At 70.0% G+C, this 20,266-nt stretch carries 15 protein-coding genes and 1 pseudogene; 10 read left to right on the top strand and 6 right to left on the bottom strand.

Annotated features, from left to right (window positions below):
• Positions 1 to 43: 43 nt before the first annotated feature.
• A complete protein-coding gene (locus ACBJ59_RS35220) occupies positions 44 to 925 on the bottom strand; it encodes a proline dehydrogenase family protein (RefSeq protein ID WP_375114519.1) in 882 nt (293 codons plus the stop codon).
• A 97-nt stretch (positions 926 to 1,022) separates the two neighbouring features.
• On the opposite strand from ACBJ59_RS35220, the gene ACBJ59_RS35215 reads away from it, so the two are divergent.
• The 8 genes and pseudogenes from ACBJ59_RS35215 to ACBJ59_RS35180 all read left to right on the top strand — a co-directional run bounded on the left by ACBJ59_RS35215 (position 1,023) and on the right by ACBJ59_RS35180 (position 13,116).
• On the top strand, positions 1,023 to 1,469 hold the full coding sequence (locus ACBJ59_RS35215; RefSeq protein WP_364126203.1) for a hypothetical protein: 447 nt from the start codon (positions 1,023 to 1,025) through the stop codon (positions 1,467 to 1,469).
• Positions 1,470 to 1,585: 116 nt separating this feature from the next.
• Positions 1,586 to 5,383, top strand: a complete 3,798-nt coding sequence (locus ACBJ59_RS35210) for a LamG-like jellyroll fold domain-containing protein (RefSeq protein WP_375114518.1) — start codon at positions 1,586 to 1,588, stop codon at positions 5,381 to 5,383.
• A gap of 252 nt (positions 5,384 to 5,635) precedes the next feature.
• Positions 5,636 to 7,507, top strand: a complete 1,872-nt coding sequence (gene dnaK, locus ACBJ59_RS35205; protein WP_375114517.1) for a molecular chaperone DnaK — start codon at positions 5,636 to 5,638, stop codon at positions 7,505 to 7,507.
• Positions 7,507 to 8,097 (top strand): nucleotide exchange factor GrpE, encoded by a 591-nt coding sequence (grpE, locus tag ACBJ59_RS35200; RefSeq protein WP_364126194.1) that lies wholly within the window; start codon positions 7,507 to 7,509, stop codon positions 8,095 to 8,097. The genes dnaK and grpE overlap by 1 nt, the downstream gene beginning before the upstream one ends.
• 22 nt (positions 8,098 to 8,119) lie before the next feature.
• Positions 8,120 to 9,295 carry a molecular chaperone DnaJ gene (dnaJ, locus tag ACBJ59_RS35195; RefSeq protein WP_375114516.1) on the top strand — a complete coding sequence of 392 codons (1,176 nt, stop codon included), beginning with the start codon at positions 8,120 to 8,122 and terminating at the stop codon, positions 9,293 to 9,295.
• A gap of 4 nt (positions 9,296 to 9,299) precedes the next feature.
• Positions 9,300 to 9,623, top strand: a pseudogene (locus tag ACBJ59_RS35190) (heat shock protein transcriptional repressor HspR); the annotation flags it as partial.
• Between the two features lie 31 nt (positions 9,624 to 9,654).
• Positions 9,655 to 12,228, top strand: coding sequence for an ATP-dependent chaperone ClpB (gene clpB / locus ACBJ59_RS35185; protein WP_375114515.1), 2,574 nt, complete (start codon positions 9,655 to 9,657; stop codon positions 12,226 to 12,228).
• A 183-nt stretch (positions 12,229 to 12,411) separates the two neighbouring features.
• Positions 12,412 to 13,116 (top strand): hypothetical protein, encoded by a 705-nt coding sequence (locus ACBJ59_RS35180; protein ID WP_375114514.1) that lies wholly within the window; start codon positions 12,412 to 12,414, stop codon positions 13,114 to 13,116.
• A gap of 168 nt (positions 13,117 to 13,284) precedes the next feature.
• On the opposite strand, the gene ACBJ59_RS35175 is transcribed toward ACBJ59_RS35180, so the two are convergent.
• Positions 13,285 to 13,815 (bottom strand): tetratricopeptide repeat protein, encoded by a 531-nt coding sequence (locus ACBJ59_RS35175; RefSeq protein WP_364126182.1) that lies wholly within the window; start codon positions 13,813 to 13,815, stop codon positions 13,285 to 13,287.
• 172 nt (positions 13,816 to 13,987) lie between these two features.
• Here ACBJ59_RS35175 and ACBJ59_RS35170 point away from each other — a divergent pair, with 172 nt between their 5' ends.
• Positions 13,988 to 14,305: a hypothetical protein gene (locus ACBJ59_RS35170; RefSeq protein WP_375114513.1), complete on the top strand. Its 318-nt coding sequence runs from the start codon at positions 13,988 to 13,990 to the stop codon at positions 14,303 to 14,305.
• A gap of 29 nt (positions 14,306 to 14,334) precedes the next feature.
• Here the strand turns inward: ACBJ59_RS35170 and ACBJ59_RS35165 are convergent, their stop codons facing one another.
• From ACBJ59_RS35165 to ACBJ59_RS35150, 4 genes are all read right to left on the bottom strand, one after another.
• The gene (locus tag ACBJ59_RS35165) at positions 14,335 to 14,898 is read right to left on the bottom strand and encodes a TetR/AcrR family transcriptional regulator (RefSeq protein WP_375114865.1); all 564 of its coding nucleotides are present in this window, start codon (positions 14,896 to 14,898) and stop codon (positions 14,335 to 14,337) included.
• Positions 14,899 to 14,995: 97 nt separating this feature from the next.
• Entirely contained in the window at positions 14,996 to 16,729 is a 1,734-nt protein-coding gene (locus tag ACBJ59_RS35160; RefSeq protein WP_375114512.1) for an SDR family oxidoreductase, read from the bottom strand.
• 42 nt (positions 16,730 to 16,771) lie between these two features.
• The gene (locus tag ACBJ59_RS35155) at positions 16,772 to 17,845 is read right to left on the bottom strand and encodes a CapA family protein (RefSeq protein ID WP_375114511.1); all 1,074 of its coding nucleotides are present in this window, start codon (positions 17,843 to 17,845) and stop codon (positions 16,772 to 16,774) included.
• A 60-nt stretch (positions 17,846 to 17,905) separates the two neighbouring features.
• Positions 17,906 to 18,733, bottom strand: a complete 828-nt coding sequence (locus ACBJ59_RS35150) for a helix-turn-helix transcriptional regulator (RefSeq protein WP_375114510.1) — start codon at positions 18,731 to 18,733, stop codon at positions 17,906 to 17,908.
• A 133-nt stretch (positions 18,734 to 18,866) separates the two neighbouring features.
• On the opposite strand from ACBJ59_RS35150, the gene ACBJ59_RS35145 reads away from it, so the two are divergent.
• Complete coding sequence (locus ACBJ59_RS35145; protein ID WP_375114509.1) at positions 18,867 to 20,252, top strand: MFS transporter; 1,386 nt, start codon at positions 18,867 to 18,869, stop codon at positions 20,250 to 20,252.
• Positions 20,253 to 20,266: the final 14 nt, after the last annotated feature.

The following is a 20,266-nucleotide window of genomic DNA, read 5'->3' as shown; positions in this document are numbered from 1 at the left end:
CGGCCCCTCGAAAGAAATAGACGCTGGTCTGGAAGCCTATCCGCTAGCCCCGGGACACCAGCGACCGCAGGAAGAAGGCCAGGTTGCGGGGCCGCTCGGCCAGGCGGCGCATGAGGTAGGGGTACCAGTCGGAGCCGTACGGGACGTAGACCCGCATCCGCGCGCCGAGCCCCGCCAGGCGGGCCTGCTCCTCGGGGCGCACGCCGTACAACATCTGGTATTCGAAGCCGGTCACGTCGCGGCCGTCCAGCACGGCCAGCGTGGAGGCGATGCGCAGCAGCCTGGGGTCGTGGGTGGCGACCATGGGGTAGCCGGTGCCGGCCATGAGGACCTTCAGGCAGCGTACGAACGAGCGGTCGATGTCGGCGGTCCTGGTGTAGGCGCCGGGCGCGGTGTAGGCCCCCTTGCACAGCCGTACGCGGGCGCCGCCGAGCTTCTCGCAGCGGTCCAGCGAGTCCGGCAGGTACGCCTGCACCACCACCCCCACGTCGGGATGCTCCCTGCGCAGCGCGGCGTGCACGGCGTGCAGCCCCGGGATCGTGTCGTGCTCCTCGGCGTCGAGCGTCACCGTGATGCCCTTGCCCGCGGCGGCCGCGCAGATGGCGGCGGTGTTGTCGATCGCGAGCCGCTGTGACAGCCGCAGCCCCAGGGCGGTGAGCTTGACCGAGACGTCGGCGCCCGCGGGCAGCAGGTCGAGCAGCGACAGGTAGTTCGCGACGGCGGCCTCGGCCTGCGCCTGGTCGGTCACCTCCTCGCCGAGGTGGTCGACGGTGACCAGCAGCCCCTTGCGGGTCAGCTCCGCGAGCACGGCGCCGATGTCGTCCGCGACATAGCGCCTGACGACGTCGGCGGTCAGCGGCGAGGTGGTGACGAGCCGCTCGGCGCGTCGGCTCTTCGAGATGGCGAGCAAGGCCTGACGGAGCACGCGAACCACACTAATCAGTCGGCTTCTCACCCGTGAACGATCCACGACCGGCTTTGAACCGGCGGCCGGTGTGATCCGTCCTATGGGTATGCGGACAATGACAGCGACTTTCCTGGCCGGATGTCTGGTGCTCGCCACGAGTTGCGGCACGGCCCCGCCGGTCGAGCGGGCCGCCTCCACCACCCCGGAGAAGCCCCCGGTCGTGTCGGAACCGGTCACCACCGCTCCCACGAAGGCTCCCGAGCCGGTCAAGCCGACGGGCAACGCCATCAACGTCCACAAGATCCGCTGGACCAAGGCCAAGCCGGTCTCGAAGGGCAAGAAGATCCAGCTCACCTGGTGGTCGGGCGTGGCGCCGTGCACGGTGCTGGACCGCGTCAAGGTGAAGGAGACCGGCAAGCAGGTCACGATCACCCTGTACGAGGGCACCGCTCCCAAGGCCAGGAACATGTCGTGCATCATGATCGCGGTCGAGAAGACCACGACGGTCAAACTCAAGAAAGCCCTGGGCAAGCGCAAGGTCGTGGACGGCGCCAAGTCGTGATCTGTCCACTTACGGACAACCCCAGTGACAAATGATCGATTTGTTGCGATACATCGATCAGAACACCGTGGCGTGGGGGCGCCGGTGGTGATGTAACGCTCCAAATGGGGGGACCCGTGAGACGGCTCTTATCCTGCCTGATTTCTGCTGCCCTGATCCTGACCAGCCTGATCGTTCTGTCTCCCCCGGCGGCGGCACTGCCCCAGCGCTTCCACAAACAAACCGTCTTCAGCGGGCTGATCAGCCCCACCAACATCGAGTTCGCCTCCGACGGGCGGGTGTTCGTGGCCGAGAAGGGCGGCTACATCAAGGTCTTCGACTCGCTGACGGACACCACCCCCACCGTGTACGCCGACCTGCGGACCAAGGTGCACGACTTCTGGGACCGCGGCCTGCTGGGCATGGCCCTGCACCCGAACTTCCCCACCGACCCCCGCGTGTACGTGCTCTACTCGCACGACGCCGAGCCCGGCGGCACCGCACCCCGCTGGGGCGAGCCCAACGAGGACTTCGACGCGTGCGCCTCTCCTCCGGGCCCGACCGGGGACGGCTGCCGCGTCACCGGCCGCCTGTCCGTCATCTCCCCCTCGGGGGCGGAGACCCCGCTGATCACCGACTGGTGCCAGCAGTATCCCAGCCACTCCATCGGCGACCTGCAGTTCGGCCGCGACGGCGCGCTCTACGCCTCGGCGGGCGACGGCGCCAGCTTCGAGTTCCCCGACTACGGCCAGGACAACCAGACCAGCTCCGACATCGTGCCGGACAACCCGTGCGGCGACCCGCCGAACGCGGTCGGCACCGCGCTGACCCCGCCGAGCGCGGAGGGCGGCGCCCTGCGCTCCCAGGACGTGCGGACGAACGGCGACCCGGCCGGACTGGACGGCACCATCATCCGGATAAATCCGGACACGGGGGCGGCCGCCGCCGGCAACCCGAACGCCGCCAGCTCCGACCCCAACGTACGCCGGATCGTCGCCCACGGGCTGCGCAACCCCTTCCGGATCACCCAGCGCCCCGGCACCGACGAGATCTGGTCCGGCGAGGTCGGCTGGGGCTCGTACGAGGAGATCAACCGGGTCGCCAACCCGACCGGCGGCGTGGCCAACTTCGGCTGGCCCTGCTACGAGGGCGCGGACCGGGAGGACGGCTACGACGCCCTGAACCTGACGCTCTGCGAGAACCTCTACAGCGCCGGCGCCGCCGCGCACACCCAGCCGTACTTCGCCTGGCACCACGGCCAGCGCCTCCACACCGGCGACACCTGCACGCCGGGCGGCCAGTCCTCCTCCAGCGGCGTCGCCTTCTACCAGGACGGCACGTACCCGCCGTCCTACGACGGGGCCCTGTTCTTCTCCGACTACAGCCGTAAATGCGTCTGGGCGATGACCAAGGGCTCGAACGGCCTGCCCAACCCGGCCACGGTCGCCACGTTCGACACGGGCATCGGCGCGGTGGAGCTGGAGACGGGCCCGAACGGCGACCTGTTCGCGGTGAACTTCGACAACGGCACGATCGTCCGCTACATCTTCGACAACGCGCCGCCCACGGCGGCGATCAACGCCGTCCCGACCTCCGGGGCCGCCCCGCTGGCCGTCGCCTTCTCGGCCGCGGGATCCACCGACGCCGACGGTGACGCGATGACGTACGCCTGGGACCTGGACGGCGACGGGGAGCTCGACGACTCGACGTCGGTGGCGCCGTCGCGCACGTACACGCAGAACGGCTCGTACGTGGTCCGGCTGCGGGTGAGCGACGACAAGGGCGGCCAGGCCGACGCCACCGTCACGGTCAACGTGGGCAACACCGCCCCCACAGCGGCGATCACCAGCCCCTCGTCCACCACGACGTGGGCGGTCGGCGACACGATCGGCTTCTCCGGCACCGGCACGGACCCGGAGGAAGGGGCCGTCCCCGGGTCCCGGATGACCTGGACCCTGATCATGCACCACTGCCCGGGCGCCTGCCATGAGCACGAGATCACCCGGTACACCGGCGCGTCGGGGTCCTTCCAGGCGCCCGACCACGAGTACCCGTCGCATCTGGAGCTGCGGCTGACCGTCACCGACCAGCACGGGCTGACCGACACCAAGAGCGTGCTGCTGCAGCCCAGGACCGTGAACCTGACGTTCCAGACGAACCCGCCCGGCCTCCAGCTCGGCTTCAACCAGGAGCAGACGGTCGCTCCCTTCACCAGGACGGTGATCGTCGGCTCCAGCAACTCGATCACGGCGCCCTCGCCCCAGGGCGAGCACGGGTTCGACGCCTGGTCCGACGGCGGGGCCGCCACGCACAACTTCGCCGCGCCGGCGACGGCGACCACGTACACGGCGGCGTACAAGGTCGTGCAGTCCCCCGCCGGTCTGGTGGCCGCCTACGGCATGAACGAGGGCGCCGGCACCACCGTCGGCGACGCCTCGCCATCGGGCAACCCCGGCACGGCCACGGCCACCACCTGGGCGGCGACCGGCAAGTACGGCAAGGCCCTGTCGTTCAACGGCTCGTCCAGCTGGGTCACCGTCAACGACGCCGCCGGCCTGCGCCTGACCACCGGCATGACCCTCGAAGCCTGGGTCCGCCCCACCACCGTCGACAGCTGGCGCACCGTCATCATGAAACAACACACAAACGGCCTGGCCTACGTGCTCTCCGCGGGCAGCGACACCGACCGCCCCCACACCGTCATCCACACCACCGGCGAGGTCGACACCGGCGGCACCGCCTCACTCCCCCTCAACACCTGGAGCCACCTCGCCACCACCTACGACGGCACCACCATCCGCCTCTACGTCAACGGCACCCAAGTCAGCCAACGCACCGCGGGCGGACCCATCCGCACCGACAACGGCGTCCTGCGCATCGGCGGCAACAGCCTCTGGGGCGAATGGTTCAACGGCCTCATCGACGAAGTACGCATCTACAACCGCGCACTGACCCCCCTCCAGCTCCAGACCGACATGAGCACCCCGATCGGCGCGGCGCCCGAGCCCGACACCCAGGCGCCGGCCGCGCCCGGCTCGCCGGCGGCGACGGGCGGCCCCGGCAGCGCCCAGCTCACCTGGACGGCCTCGACGGACAACGTGGGCGTGGAGGGCTACACGGTGCACCGCTCGACGACGCCGGGCTTCACTCCTTCGGGCGCGAACCAGGTGGGCTCGTCGCAGACCACCGCGTACACCGACACGGGCCTGGCGGCGGGGACCTACTACTACCGCGTCCGCGCCTTCGACGCGGCCAGCAACCTGAGCCCGCCGTCGGCCGAGGTGTCGGCGGCCGTCACCGCGCCGCCGACCACCCCGGGGCTGGTGGCGGCGTACGGGATGAACGAGAACACCGGTTCCACGGTCGCCGACGTCTCGGCCACCGGCAACACCGGCACCCTCACCAACACGAGCTGGACGACCACCGGCAAGTACGGCTCGGCGCTCTCCTTCAACGGCTCGTCCAGCTGGGTCACCGTCAACGACGCCGCCGGCCTGCGCCTGACCACCGGCATGACCCTCGAAGCCTGGGTCCGCCCCACCACCGTCGACAGCTGGCGCACCGTCATCATGAAACAACACACAAACGGCCTGGCCTACGTGCTCTCCGCGGGCAGCGACACCGACCGCCCCCACACCGTCATCCACACCACCGGCGAGGTCGACACCGGCGGCACCGCCTCACTCCCCCTCAACACCTGGAGCCACCTCGCCACCACCTACGACGGCACCACCATCCGCCTCTACGTCAACGGCACCCAAGTCAGCCAACGCACCGCGGGCGGACCCATCCGCACCGACAACGGCGTCCTGCGCATCGGCGGCAACAGCCTCTGGGGCGAATGGTTCAACGGCCTCATCGACGAAGTCCGCATCTACAACCGGGCGCTCAACGCCACCGAGATCCAGGCGGACATGAACACACCCGTCTCCTGAGCCATCTCCCGAATGCGGACCCCCGGCGCGCGCCCACCGCGTCCGGGGGTCCGCCCTGTTCCGAGGTGGAACCCCCGTACCTCCGGTCCCGTTACCCGTGGTGTGGAGCGACACGGGCGTTGTCTCCGATTTGGCGGGAATGCTTTCGCGCTCACGAGGGTTGAGTCGGGTAGGCTCAAGTCGTTTGACAAAGACGACTCGCATCCATACGTTGAGTCCAACAGACTCAACTTTGACTACAAGGACGTACTCATGGCACGTGCGGTAGGTATCGACCTTGGGACGACCAACTCCGTCGTCTCGATCCTCGAGGGCGGTGAGCCCACCGTCATCGCCAACGCGCAGGGCTCGCGGACCACGCCGTCCGTGGTCGCCTTCGCGAAGAACGGCGAGGTCCTGGTCGGTGAGGTCGCCAAGAGGCAGGCCGTCACCAACGTCGACCGGACGATCCGCTCGGTCAAGCGGGAGATGGGCACCAACTGGTCCCAGGAGATCGACGGCAAGAAGTTCTCGCCGCAGCAGATCAGCGCCTTCGTGCTGCAGAAGCTCAAGCAGGACGCCGAGGCCTACCTGGGCGAGAAGATCACCGACGCGGTGGTCACCGTTCCCGCCTACTTCAACGACGCCCAGCGCCAGGCCACCAAGGAGGCCGGCACGGTGGCGGGCCTCAACGTGCTCCGCATCATCAACGAGCCGACCGCGGCGGCCCTCGCCTACGGGCTCGACAAGGAGCAGGACCAGACCATCCTGGTCTTCGACCTCGGTGGCGGCACCTTCGACGTGTCGCTGCTCGACGTCGGCCAGGAGGACGGCCACGGCTTCGTCGAGGTCAAGGCCACCTCCGGTGACAACCACCTCGGCGGTGACGACTGGGACCAGCGCGTCGTCGACGAGCTGGTCAAGCGCTTCCAGAACGCGCACGGCGTCGACCTGGCCAAGGACAAGATGGCGCTCCAGCGCCTGCGCGAGGCGGCCGAGAAGGCCAAGATCGAGCTGTCCAGCCAGTCCGAGACCAACATCAACCTCCCCTACATCACCGCCTCCTCCGAGGGCCCGCTGCACCTCGACGAGAAGCTGACCCGCTCCGAGTTCCAGCGGCTCACCGCCGACCTGCTCGAGCGGACCAAGGGCCCGTTCCACCAGGTCATCAAGGACGCCGGCATCAAGGTCTCCGACATCGCCCACGTGGTGCTCGTCGGCGGCTCGACCCGCATGCCCGCCGTCTCCGAGCTCGTCAAGGAGCTGACCGGCGGCAAGGAGCCCAACAAGGGCGTCAACCCGGACGAGGTCGTCGCCATCGGCGCCGCCCTGCAGGCCGGCGTGCTCAAGGGTGAGGTCAAGGACGTCCTGCTGCTCGACGTGACCCCGCTGTCGCTGGGCATCGAGACCAAGGGCGGCATCTTCACCAAGATCATCGAGCGCAACACGACGATCCCCACGAAGCGCTCCGAGGTCTTCACCACGGCCGAGGACAACCAGCCGTCGGTGCAGATCCAGGTCTACCAGGGCGAGCGCGAGATCGCTTCCTACAACAAGAAGCTGGCGACCTTCGAGCTGACCGGCATCGCGCCGGCGCCGCGCGGCATCCCGCAGATCGAGGTCACCTTCGACATCGACGCCAACGGCATCGTCAACGTCTCCGCCAAGGACCTGGGCACGGGCAAGGAGCAGACGATGACGATCACCGGCGGCTCCGCGCTGCCGAAGGACGACATCGAGCGGATGATGCGCGAGGCCGAGTCGTACGCCGAGGAGGACAAGAAGCGCCGCGAGGAGGCCGAGGTCCGCAACAACGCCGACGGGCTCGCCTACCAGACGGAGAAGTTCCTCCGCGAGAACGACGACAAGGTCCCCGGCGACATCAAGACCGAGGTCAACGACGCCCTGGCCGAGCTAAAGAAGGCTCTTGAGGGCACCGACACCGACGTCATCCGCAACTCGGCGGAGAAGCTCGCCACGGTCAGCCAGAAGATGGGTTCGGCGATCTACGCTCAGAGCCAGGGCCAGCAGGCCGGCGGCGAGGGCGCCCCGCAGGACACCTCGGCCGGCCAGGACCAGAAGGCCGACGACGACGTGGTCGAGGCCGAGATCGTCGACGATGACCAGCCGAAGAAGGACCAGTGATGCCGCCGCGTGAAAACGGGCACGAGGAGCCGGTGATCCGCGACAACCGCAAGATCGACCCGGAGACGGGCCAGGTCAGAGAGGCGCCGACCGTGCCACAAGAGGTGCCGGCCGACGTGCTGGAGGCGCAGGACGGCGAGCTGGCGGCCCAGCTCGCCGAGCGGACCGCGGACCTTCAGCGCCTTCAGGCCGAGTACACGAACTACCGCAGGAGGGTCGAGCGCGACCGCGTCGCGGTCCGCGAGCAGGCCGTCGCCGGGGTGCTGGCGGAGCTCCTGCCCGTGCTCGACGACATCGGCAGGGCTCGCGACCACGGCGAGCTGACCGGCGGCTTCGCGAAGGTGGCGGAGTCGCTGGAGTCGGCGGTCACCAAGCTGGGCCTCAGCTCCTTCGGGCAGAAGGGCGACCCGTTCGACCCGACGGTCCACGAGGCGCTGATGCACAGCTACTCGACGGAGGTGACCGAGCCGACCGCCGTCGAGGTGTTGCAGCCTGGATACCGGATGGGTGACAGGGTGCTGCGCCCGGCGCGGGTGGCCGTCGCCGAGCCCGAGGACGCCCCTGCCGCGTCCAATGACGACGACAACTGATCACAAGGACGAAGGGCCGTAGATGAGCACCAAGGACTACCTGGAAAAGGACTACTACGCCGTCCTTGGTGTGCCCAAGACCGCCACCGCCGACGAGATCAAGAAGGCCTACCGGAAGCTGGCCCGGCAATACCACCCCGACACCAACCAGGGTGACGCGACCAAGGAGACCAAGTTCAAGGAGGTCTCCGAGGCTTACGACGTCCTGTCGGACGGCAAGCGCCGCAAGGAATATGACGACGCGCGCACGCTGTTCGGGTCCGGGGTGGGCGGCCAGCGGCCCGGCGGTGGCGGTTTCCCGTTCGACTTCGGTGACCTGTTCGGCGGCACCAGCCAGCAGGGCCAGGGCGGGGGCGCGGGTGAGCGGCTCGGCGACCTGTTCGGCGGGCTGTTCAACCGGGGCGGCGGAGCCCGCACGACCAGCGCCACCCGGCCGCGGCGGGGCCAGGACATCGAGTCCGAGGTCACGCTGACGTTCACCGAGGCCGTCGAGGGCACCACCGTGTCGCTCAGGCTGACCAGCTCCGCCGCCTGTGCCGCGTGCACCGGCACCGGCGCCAAGGCGGGCACGACCCCCAGGGTCTGCCCCACCTGCGAGGGCACCGGCGCGGCCAGCCGCAACCTGGGCAACTTCGCCTTCTCCGAGCCGTGCCGCGACTGCAAGGGCCGCGGGCTGATCGTGGACGACCCCTGCCCCGTGTGCGAGGGCAGCGGCCGGGCCAAGAGCACCCGCACCATCCAGGCGCGCATTCCCGCGGGGGTGGCCGACGGCCAGCGGGTCAAGCTCAAGGCGAAGGGCGCTCCGGGGGAGAACGGCGGCCCGGCGGGCGACCTCTACATCCAGACGCACGTCAAGTCGCACGCCGTGTTCGGCCGGATGGGCGACAACCTGACGATCACCGTGCCGGTGACGTTCACGGAGGCCGCTCTGGGGGCCGAGATCAAGGTGCCGATCCTCAAGGGCATGCCGGTCACGCTGCGCATCCCCGCGGGCACGCCCAACGGGCGCACGTTCCGCGTCCGCGGCAGGGGCGTCACCAGGAAAGACGGGACGAAGGGCGACCTGCTCGCCAGCGTCGAGGTGATCGTGCCGAAGACGCTCGACGACAAGTCGCGCGAGCTTCTCACCGAGTTCAACACCGCGACCGCGGGCGAGGACCCGCGCGCTGAGCTCATTCAGCGAGCCAGAAGCGAGTAAGCCGATGGACGCCAACTATTTCGACCTTTCAGATGACACCCCTGTCTATGTGATTTCGGTGGCCGCGCAGCTGTCCGGGCTCCACCCGCAGACGCTGCGCCAGTACGACCGGCTCGGCCTGGTCAGTCCTGGGCGCACGGCGGGGCGCGGCCGCCTCTACTCGACACGCGACATCATCCAGCTCCGCGAGGTGCAGCGGCTCTCCCAGGAGGAGGGCATCAACCTCGCGGGGATCAAGCGGATTCTCGAGCTCGAGAACGAAGCGCTGCGGCTGCGTGAGGAGGTCCACCGCCTGCGAGCCGAGATGCGGATGGTCAGAGCGCTGATCCGCTACGAGCTGCCACCGGGGGCCTAGGAACATGGACTACAAGCTCACCCAGAAGAGCCAGGAAGCGCTCTCGGGTGCCATGCGGCGCGCCGCCGCGGAGGGCAACCCCGAGATCTCCCCGGCTCACCTGCTGACCACTCTGCTCTCCCAGACGGGCGGCACCGCCGTGCCGCTGCTGGAGGCCGTCGGCGCCGACTGGCGCACGCTGCGCGCCCGCACCGAGGAGCAGCTCGCGGCGCTGCCGAAGGCACAGGGCTCGACGGTGGGGGCGCCGTCGAGCTCCCGCCAGCTCCTGACGGTGATGAACACCGCCGCCCAGCACGCCAACCGCCTCGAAGACCTCTACGTCTCGACCGAGCACCTGCTGGTCGGCCTGGCCGCCGACGGGGGCCGGTCGGCCGAGCTGCTCAAGGCCCAGGGCGCGACGCCGCAGGCGCTGCTCGACGCCTTCGAGAAAGTACGCGGCAACGCCCGCGTCACCAGCGAGACCCCGGAGGACACCTACCAGGCGCTGGAGAAATACGGCGTCGACCTGACCGAGCACGCCCGGGGCGGCAAGCTCGACCCGGTCATCGGCCGCGACTCCGAGATCCGCCGCGTGGTCCAGGTCCTCAGCCGCCGCACCAAGAACAACCCGGTGCTCATCGGCGAGCCCGGCGTCGGCAAGACCGCGGTCGTCGAGGGCCTGGCCCAGCGCATCGTGGCCGGCGACGTGCCGGAGTCGCTGCGCAACAAGCGGCTCATCTCCCTCGACCTGAGCGCGATGGTGGCCGGCGCGAAATACCGCGGTGAGTTCGAGGAGCGGCTCAAGGCCGTGCTCTCCGAGATCAAGGAGAGCAACGGGCAGATCGTGACGTTCATCGACGAGCTGCACACCGTCGTCGGCGCGGGGGCCGCCGAGGGCGCGATGGACGCCGGCAACATGCTCAAGCCCATGCTGGCCCGCGGCGAGCTGCGCATGATCGGCGCGACCACGCTCGACGAATACCGCGAGCGCATCGAGAAGGACCCGGCGCTGGAGCGCCGCTTCCAGCAGGTCTACGTGGGCGAGCCCACGGTCGAGGACACGATCGCGATCCTGCGCGGGCTCAAGGGCCGCTACGAGGCCCACCACCAGGTGCAGATCGCCGACGGCGCGCTGGTGGCCGCCGCCGCGTTGTCCGACCGCTACATCACCAACCGCTTCCTCCCCGACAAGGCCATCGACCTGGTCGACGAGGCCGCCTCGCGGCTGCGCATGGAGATCGACTCCCGTCCCGTGGAGATCGACCAGCTCCAGCGCAACGTCGACCGGATGAAGATGGAGGAGCTGGCCCTGTCGAAGGAGACCGACGAGGCCTCCGTCCAGCGGCTCGACCGGCTGCGCCAGGAGCTGGCCGACCGCCAGGAGGAGCTCAACGCCCTCGTCGGCCGCTGGGAGCACGAGAAGGCCGGGCTCAACAAGGTCGGCGAGCTGAAGAAGCAGCTCGACGAGGCGCGGGGCGCGGCCGAGCGGGCCCAGCGCGACGGCGACTTCGAGGCGGCCTCCCGGCTGATGTACGCCGAGGTGCCCCGCCTGGAGCAGGCGCTAAAGGCGGCCTCCGAGGCCGCGCCGCCGGACAACGCCATGGTCAAGGAGGAGGTCGGGGCCGACGACATCGCCGAGGTGATCTCGTCGTGGACCGGCATCCCCGCGGGGCGGCTGCTGGAGGCCGAGACGGTCAAGCTGCTGCGCATGGAGGATGAGCTGGGCCGGCGCCTCATCGGGCAGCAGCAGGCCGTACAGGCCGTCTCAGACGCCGTACGCCGCAGCCGCGCCGGCATCGCCGACCCCGACAGGCCGACGGGCTCGTTCGTGTTCCTCGGGCCGACCGGTGTGGGCAAGACGGAGCTGGCCAAGGCGCTGGCGGAGTTCCTGTTCGACGACGAGCGGGCGATGACCCGCATCGACATGAGCGAATACTCCGAGAAGCACAGCGTGGCCCGGCTCGTCGGGGCGCCTCCCGGCTACGTCGGCTACGAGGAGGGCGGCCAGCTCACCGAGGCCGTCAGGCGGCGCCCGTACACCGTGGTGCTGCTCGACGAGGTCGAGAAGGCCCATCCCGAGGTGTTCGACATCCTGCTGCAGGTGCTCGACGACGGGCGGCTCACCGACGGCCAGGGCCGCACGGTCGACTTCCGCAACACGATCCTGATCCTCACCTCCAACATCGGCTCGCAGTTCCTCGTCGATCCCAAGCTGGAGAACGGCGCGAAGCGGGAAGCCGTCATGGGGGCGGTGCGCAGCTCGTTCAAGCCGGAGTTCCTCAACCGGCTCGACGACGTGATCCTCTTCGACGCGCTCGGCACCGAGGAGCTGGCGCAGATCGTCGACCTGCAGGTCGACCGCCTGGCCCGGCGCCTGTCCGACCGCAGGCTGACGCTGGAGGTCACGCCGGCGGCCCGCGAGTGGCTGGCGATGACGGGCTTCGACCCGATGTACGGCGCCCGCCCGCTGCGCCGCCTGGTCCAGTCCGCCATCGGCGACAAGCTGGCCAAGGCGGTGCTGTCCGGCGAGGTCGCCGACGGCGACAAGGTCGTGGTCGAGCTGGGCGACGACGAGCTGCTCATCCAGCGCGCGGCCTGACAGCCCGTCCCGGAGCCCGGAGATCCAGGTGATCTCCGGGCTCCGGCGTGTCATGGCACGGTCATCGGGCCGCCTCTTCGGTAAGGTTCGCGCCACCCTTCGGACAAGCCGCACTCGCCCTGCCGGAGGTATGACTACGTTCGGCGTTCGTCAGATCACCGAAATCGATCAGGGGGACGTGCAGTGTCATTCCAGAAGATCCGGAGCATGATCGCGGTGGCCGCTCTGACCGCGGGTGTCAGCTGGCTGTGCGCGGGCCCCTCGGCGGCCGGCAGCTGCGCCGGCACCGAGCCCGCGCTGTTGTCGCCCACCTCGATCGCCAACTTCTGCGACGAGCACGCCAGGCTGCGGGTGAACGACGGCGGCCCCGGGAGCAGCCGGATGCTCACCTCCGAGAGCAACAAACTGGCCACGTCGGCCGGGGAGCTGGCCAGGCATCTGGGTCTGACCGGCCTGGCGACCGGCAAGGAGGTGCTGGGCCTGGCGGACCTGGGCGGCGTGGCGGCCACCTGGGGCATGCCCTCGCTGGCCACGGCCTCGCCCGCGTTGTTCCCCATGGTGCCGGGACCGGCCGGGATGAAGGATCTGTCGACGATGACCGGCATCCCCGCGCTGCTGGCGCTGCCCGAGATGCCGCAGCGGCCGCTGGAGAGGAAGCTGCCGGGCGAGATGACGCTCGGCCACGCCCCCTACCACAACCGCATCGCCGGCAGCGGGATCGAGTCGCCGCTGGACCTGCAGCAGCCGGTGAGCGAGGTCAGTGAGGAAGTCATCGGCGTGCTGCTGCCGAAGGCGGTGGAGAGCGTCGAGGGCACCTCGATGCTGCCGGGCGGGCAGACCGCGGTGTCCGGCTTCACCGGCCTCGCGGAGGGCCTCGGACTGCGATGAGCCACCTCGTCCGGGCGCGGACCGTGCCTGCCGCGCCCGGATTCCCATAGGTCGGAGGGCCGCGGTCGCCCGGCCGCGGCCCTCCGGCGAACCATGGGGACCGCACGTGTCGGGGCATGACGGAGCGCGCCCTGCCGGGACGGTCACCGCCCGGCGGGACGCGCGCCCTCAGGAGACGAGCTCGTCGAGCTCGTCCTCGGGGAGCCCGAGATCGACCCTGATGCGATAACGGGTGCGCAGCAGCGCCACCTGCTCCGGGTCGTTCTCGTCACACCGCAGGGCGGCCTGCGTCGCCCATTCGAGGCCCCCTTGCAGGTCGCCATAGGCGACCAGGGTCTCGGCGATCGTATGAGCGGTCGCCGTGGAGACGTCTCCCTCCGCGCGTATCGTCTCGATGACCTCCCTCGCCTCGTCCGGCCGGTCGAGCTCGAAGAGCGTGTCGGCGATGCCGGCACGCGGATCGAACCCGGCCTCGCCACCGTCCTCGACCGCGCGCTGGAAACACTCCATCGCGCGCGCGGGCTGGCCCGCCGCTCGCCATTCCTCGGCGGCGAGGACCAGGATGGATGCCCTTGAGACGTCGCCGGACGAATAGTCGAGCGCGACGTCGTACAGCCGACTGGCCAGGGAACTGTGGTCGTCGGCCAGCAGGGCCTGCTCAAGCAGACGATCAAGGTGCTCACGGGTCACATGCGCCACACCGCGAGACTACCGAGCCGCCCGGGCCTTTGCCCGGTCAATCCACATCGCCGGTCCCGTGCAAATTCGGTAACGTCTCGTCCAATCCTGCTCACAGAAGGCGTGTCCGCCCAGGTCACCGGGCATATAGAGGTCGCTTTGCCGCCACGCGAGCGAAGGGACTGTGATGGGCATGTCCAAGCAGCTGACCTTCATGCTGGCCTGTGCCGTCGTGTTGTCGGCCCTCATTCCCGGTGTGGCCGGCTATCTGTCGGCCCGGATGGAGGCCCTCGAGGCCGCGGAGAGCAACCTGCGGGCGCTGGAGGCCCGGCTGGACGTCCGCGAGGCCAGGGACGCGCGTCCGATCTCGTTCCCGGCCCCCTGCCTGCGCACGCCGGCCACGCCGCGATTCCAGCAGGTGCCCGCGACCGCGCTCGGTGAGCGCGAGCACGGGAAGCACTGGCACCGCGATCTGGTCCCCGGCGCGCCGAAGGTGGCCGCCGGCTACTGATCCGGCCATCTGCGGGCCCCGCCGGGCTCCTAGCGGGGGGACCAGGATCGGAGCTGGCGGGACAGGAAGCCTCTGATCAGGTGTTTGGCCGCGTCGATGATCTCGGGCGCGCCGTCGGGGTCGCGGCGGAAGGCCAGCTTCAGCACGGCGTCGCCCGCCTCGACCGCGACGAGCACCGCCAGGTCGAGCGAGGGGCTGTCCGCCAGGCCGAACTCCTTCAGGAACAGCCCGCGCAGCCGCCCGGCGATCACCGTGTTGTTGTCGGAGTCGGAGTCGAGCAGGTTGAGGTCGACGACGTCGCCGAACTGCAGGCTCTTGAAGCCGGCGACCGTCCTGTGCATGTCCACGTAGATGTCGATGATCGCGTCGACGGCCTCCCACCAGCCGCGGTAGTCCTCCTCGAGGAACCTGCGATCGACCCTGCGGACGAACTCCTCGACGTTGCGCCGGGTGAGCTCCTGGGTGATGGCCCGCTTGTCGGGAAAGAACTGATAGACCGAGCCGATCGCCACGCCCGCCCGCTCGGCTATGCGGGTGGTGGACAGGGCCTCGTATCCGGTCTCGTCGAGCAACTCGGCACACGCGTCGAGCATGCGCTCGACACGCCGGGCGCTGCGGCGCTGTGCGGGCTGCCGCCTGAGGGCTTTGGGGTGGACGCACTCATCGTTCATTTGCGGCGTAGACACGGATTCATCTTCTCTCGTACGGGCGATCGTTACCTGCCAATTTCGGATTTCTCACGGCACCGCTCAACCGGGCGAGCCCCCGCATCGCCCTCGGCGAAATCCGAGACAGGGCATACCCGACTTTCCCCTCCAAGTTCACCGGCACGACCGCCTGATTTCTGTGCACCGCCCGCAGAATGTGCGCGGCCACGCGCTCCGGCGGGTATCCGCGCCGCGCCAGACCCTGCACGGCTCCCTGGCGCAGGCCGTCATCGGTGTACGTGGCGTTGCCCGCGATCCCCGTGGAGACGAAGCCCGGGCAGATGACGGTGACCCCGATGCCCTGACCCGCCAGCTCGGCCCTGAGACAGTCGCTGAGCATCTTCACGGCCGCCTTCGAGGTCGAGTACGCGGGCAGCACGATGGACGGCGCGAACGCGGCCAGAGAGGCGACGTTGACGATGTGGCCGCCCTCGCCGCGCTCGGCCATGGCGGCGCCGAAGAGCCGGCACCCGTGGACGACGCCCCACAGATTGACGTCGATGGTCCTGCGCCAGTCCTCGACGGTGTGGTCGAGGAACGGCCCGGCGACCGCGATCCCCGCATTGTTCACCACAATGTCCGGCACGCCATATTCAGAGATGATATTTCGCGAAAAATCCTCCATCTGATCGCTTTTCGCCACATCGACCTGCGCCGCGTACGCCGTACCCCCGAGATCCGCACCAATGGCGTCGGCGGCCCGCTTCGCGGCGTCCAGGTCGATATCCGCGCACACCACTTCCGCCCCATGCGCCGCGAAAGCCCGCGCGGTCGCCAGCCCGATCCCCGACCCCGCGCCGGTGATCACCACCAGCTTTCCCCCGAACGCCCCGGCCGCCCCCGCCGCCCCCGCCCGCCGCAACCCCCGGGAGGCCGGGGCGCCCTCGGCGTGCTCCACGAACTCCGCGATCATCCCGGCGACCGCCTCCGGGCGGCTCCGGTGCGCCCAGTGCCCGGTCGTGATCCGGCGGTGCCAGAGCCTGGGCGCCCAACGCCCCACGGCGGCCAGCAGCGCCGGGGTGACGTACGGATCGTGGGTGGCCTCGACGAGCTGCACGGGCACCCCGGGGACGCGCGGATCGAGCCCGGAGCCCCCCAGCGGCATGTTCCGCCGGTAGAGCCACAGCCCGTTGAGCCCGTCCCTGCTCAGGGTGTCGGCCGGATGCCCGGGCCGGGGCGGCGCCCCGAGGGCGCGGGAGACGATCCCCGGCAGGACCGTCCGCCACGCCAGCTCGGGCAACACCGGAATCTGAAATGCCCCGATATACCAGGACTTGAGGCGCTGCACCGCCACGTCGCGCCGCCGCCCGTGCCGCGTGAAATCCGCCGCCTGCCGCAGCCCCGGCCCGCCCAGGCTGGTGAACGAGGTCAGCCGGTCCCGGATCCCCGCCCGGCCGAGCGCCTCCCACCCCTGCAGCGAGCCCCAGTCGTGCCCGACGAGGTGCACCCGGGGCGCGCCGACCGCCTCGATCACCGCGCCGAGATCGGCGATCAGCCGGTCGAAGCCGTAGTCGCGCCGGTCGCGCGGGGCCGTGGACCGCCCGGCGCCGCGCACGTCGTATCGCACCACGCGGAAGCGGTCGCGCAGCAACGCGGCCACCTCGTCCCAGACGCGATGCGTGTCCGGATAGCCGTGCAGGAGCAGCACGACCGGCTTGCCCGGATCGCCCTCCTCGAAGACCGCCAGCCGCACGTCACCGGACTCGACCCACCGCATCGCGACCTCCTATTGGACGAACTGTCCAGCAGAATAGATCGATCAGGGTCGCGCGGCCAGCCCCGTGCAGGATCGCAGCGCCTTCCAGTCCGCCACGGCCTGGGTCCGGGCGGACCCCGTCATCGGTATCGGGATACCCCCCTGGATGGTCGCCGGAGTCCAGGCGTCCTTGAGAATCTTCCGTCCGTTGATCGTCAGCGTCAGCACGCCGGTCCTGCCGGTGGTCGCCGGGTTGGAGTTGTAGAAGACGAAGTTGCCCATGCCGTAGTTGACGTAAGCGTTGTCCAGGTATCCCGACCCGAGCAGGATGTGCGCGTGCCCGCCGACCACCACGTCGGCCCCCGCCTCGACCAGCTTGGGAGCGAGCGAGCGCTGCGCCTCGTTGGGGCACTTCTGCATCTCGGTGCCCCAGTGCAGGTGGACGATCACGGTGTCGGAGTTCTTGCGCGCCTGCCGCACCGCCCGCAGCAGGGCCGTCTCGTTCTTCGCCGAGGCCAGCCCGCCCTTGTCCGCCGTGGCCGTCCACGCCTGGATGAACTCCGCGTCCAGCACCTGCGTGGCCCCGATGATCGCCACCCGGTTGCCGTTCACGACCTTCCGGAAGGGCCGGTACGCCTCCGCAGCGTCCGCCCCGATCCCCACCACGGGGAACTTGCTGCGCTTGACCGCCGCCAGCGAGTCGGCCAGCCCGCTCTCCATGTAGTCCATGCCGTGGTTGTTCGCCATGGAGGCGACGTCCACCCCCGCGCCCTTCAGCGCGGTCAACGCGCTGGCCGGAGCCCTGAACGTGAACTGCTTGCCCGGCGCCGGCGTCCCCCCGGTGGTGATCGCCGTCTCCAGGTTCACCATCGATAAGTCGGCCTTGCGCAGCGTGCTCGCGATCGGCCCCAGCGCCGTGCGCGGGCTGGCCAGCCTCCCCCGCAACATCCCCTCGAAGTGCACGTCCCCGCCGAACGCGATCGTGTACGGCCTCCGCTCCGGTGTCGGCTTCTTGCTGGGCGAGGCGGCCGCCTGCCGCTCCACCTGCCCGCTCTGCGGCTCCCTCTCGGGCGGCGACGAGCACGCGGCCAGCGACGCGACGACAGCGAAAACCGGGAGGGCACGGGGGAATCTCATCTGCCGCCACTTCCGCTCGAATCCTGTCTTTCAGGGATCGAGCATGCCATGTGGGGCGGATTACCGCGCAGCCTCCCGAATCCTGGACATAGCGGAACGAGTGTCGTCATCCATCGGGGAGTACACAATCAGCCGCAACTCGGGCACGGCCATGAGGCTGGTCGTGCTGAAGCGCAACATCCCGAGTTCCCGGTGCTTGTATCCCTTCACCCGCGGCCCGGGCTCGGCCACGTCCTGCCGCGCCCACAGCCGCGCGAACTCGGCGCTCTCCGAGCTGAGCCGGCGGACGAAGTCCTGCCAGCACGGATCGTCCGCGTGCCGGGTGTAGGCGCCCCTGAAGACCGCCACGGCCCGGGCGAGCTCGTGGTCGCGGTCGAGCAGCACCGTCATGGGCGAGGGGTTCAGGCAGGTCTGCCAGAGCGAGTTCCGCTCCCCTTCCGGCGCGGCGACCAGCTCGGGGAACAGCGCCGCGTAGGAGTCGTTCGAGGCCAGGACGTCGCACCGGCTGTTGGTCACGCAGGCCGGCAGGTCGCCGAGCCGGTCGAGGATCTCCTGCATCTCGGGCGTCACCTGGCCCGAGTCCACGGGGATCGGCTCCTCCGCCTGCCCGGCCAGCCGGTAGAGGTGGTGGCGCTCGGCGGTGTCGAGCCGGAGCGTGCGCGCGATCGCGTCGAGCACCTGGCTGCTGGCGTTGATCGGGCGCCCCTGCTCCAGCCACGTGTACCAGGTGACGCCCACGCCCGCGAGCTGCGCCACCTCCTCGCGGCGCAAGCCCGGAGTGCGCCTGCGCGGGCCCGGCCCGAGATCGACCATCTCGGGCGTGATCCGCTCGCGCCGGGTGCGCAGGAACGCCGAGAGATCGGTACGTCGTGCTTCTGCCACGCTCATCCCTCCACTATCGGGTGCAACGCCGACACTTAGCCAGTTACCACCAATACCAGGATAAATGGGCTCTCGTTACTGGTACCGGATCCACGGCAGACTCATCAGCATGTCGCAAACTGCCGCTTTTCCCTCTCCCGTGGGCACAAAGCCACAGGAGGCCTCGAAGGCCAGCGGTCTGCTCCTGGCGATCATCCTCGTAGGGCAGTTCCTGGCCATCCTGAACGTCAACATCGTCAACGTGGCCACCCCCACCATCGAGTCCGACCTGCACTCGTCGGGCGCGGGGCTGCAGATGATCGTCGCCGGTTACACCATTGTCTACGCCGTACTTCTGATCACCGGAGCCAGGGTCGGCGATCTGTTCGGCTATCGCAAGGCGTTTCTCGGCGGCCTGGCGGTCTTCACGGTCACCACGCTCGCCGCGGGCCTGGCGCCCTCGACGGGCTGGCTGGTGGCCTCCCGGCTGCTGCAGGGCGCCGGGGCCGCGATGATGATGCCGCAGGTGCTGACGCTGATCCAGCGCAACTATCAGGGTGCGGCCAGAGGCCGGGCGATCGGCCTGTGGTCCCTGGTGATCAGCGGTGGCATCGTGGTCGGCCAGGCGCTCGGCGGGATCCTGCTGGGCCTCGGGCTGGGCTGGCGGATCGTGTTCCTGGTGCTGGTGCCGATCGGGGCGCTGCTCCTGCTCGCGGGGATCCGGGTGCTGCCCGCCGACGAGGGCGGCGGCAAGACCGGGCTCGACCCCTGGGGCCTGGTGACCCTGTCCGCCGCCGTGCTGCTCTTCGTGGTGCCGCTGGTGCTCGGGCGTGACCTCGGCTGGCCGGTGTGGGGCTGGGTCTCGATGGCGCTGAGCGTGGCGGCGTTCGCGGCGTTCGTCCGCATCGAGCGCTGGGTGACCGCGCGCGGCGGGCGCCCGCTGGTGGACGCCCGCGTGCTGCGCGCGCCCGGCATGCGGCCGGGGCTGGCGATCCTGCTGTTCGGCCCGGCCACGTGGGGCGCGTTCCTGTTCACCTCGGCCCTGCACCTGCAGGGCGACCTGCACCTGACGCCGCTGGCCTCCGGCATGATGCTGGTGCCGTGCGCGCTGGCCTTCGGCCTGGTCGGGCTCGCCTGGCCGCGCCTCCCGCCGCGCCTGCAGCGGACGCTGGTGCCGTTCGGCTACGTGGTGGCCGCGCCGGCCTACCTGGGGCTCGGGCTGGCCGCCGGGGGCGGGCTCCCGTACGCGGTCATGAGTGCCCTCATCGGCGCCGGCCTCGGCGTGCAGGTCGCGGTGACCAACATGGCGACCGAGCAGGTGGACGGCGCGTACGCGGCCGACGCCAGCGGCGCGCTGCTCACCGTGATGCAGCTCGGCCAGGTGATCGGCGTCTCCACCGTGGGAACGCTGTTCATCACGCTCAGCCAGGGCCAGGACACGGGCTCGGCCTCCCTGCTCTCCTCCCTCGCGATGGCGGGCCTGGCCGTCCTCGCCGGGCTGAGCTCCCTCTTCCTGGTACGCCGCCGCACGCCGATCACCGCATAACTTGGAGAATTCCT

It is taken from the genome of Nonomuraea sp. MTCD27 (assembly GCF_041950495.1).
In the GTDB taxonomy this organism is placed as follows: Bacteria; Actinomycetota; Actinomycetes; order Streptosporangiales; family Streptosporangiaceae; genus Nonomuraea.
Note: the sequence above shows the minus strand (reverse complement) of the source record. Positions and strands in the feature narration are given on the sequence as shown.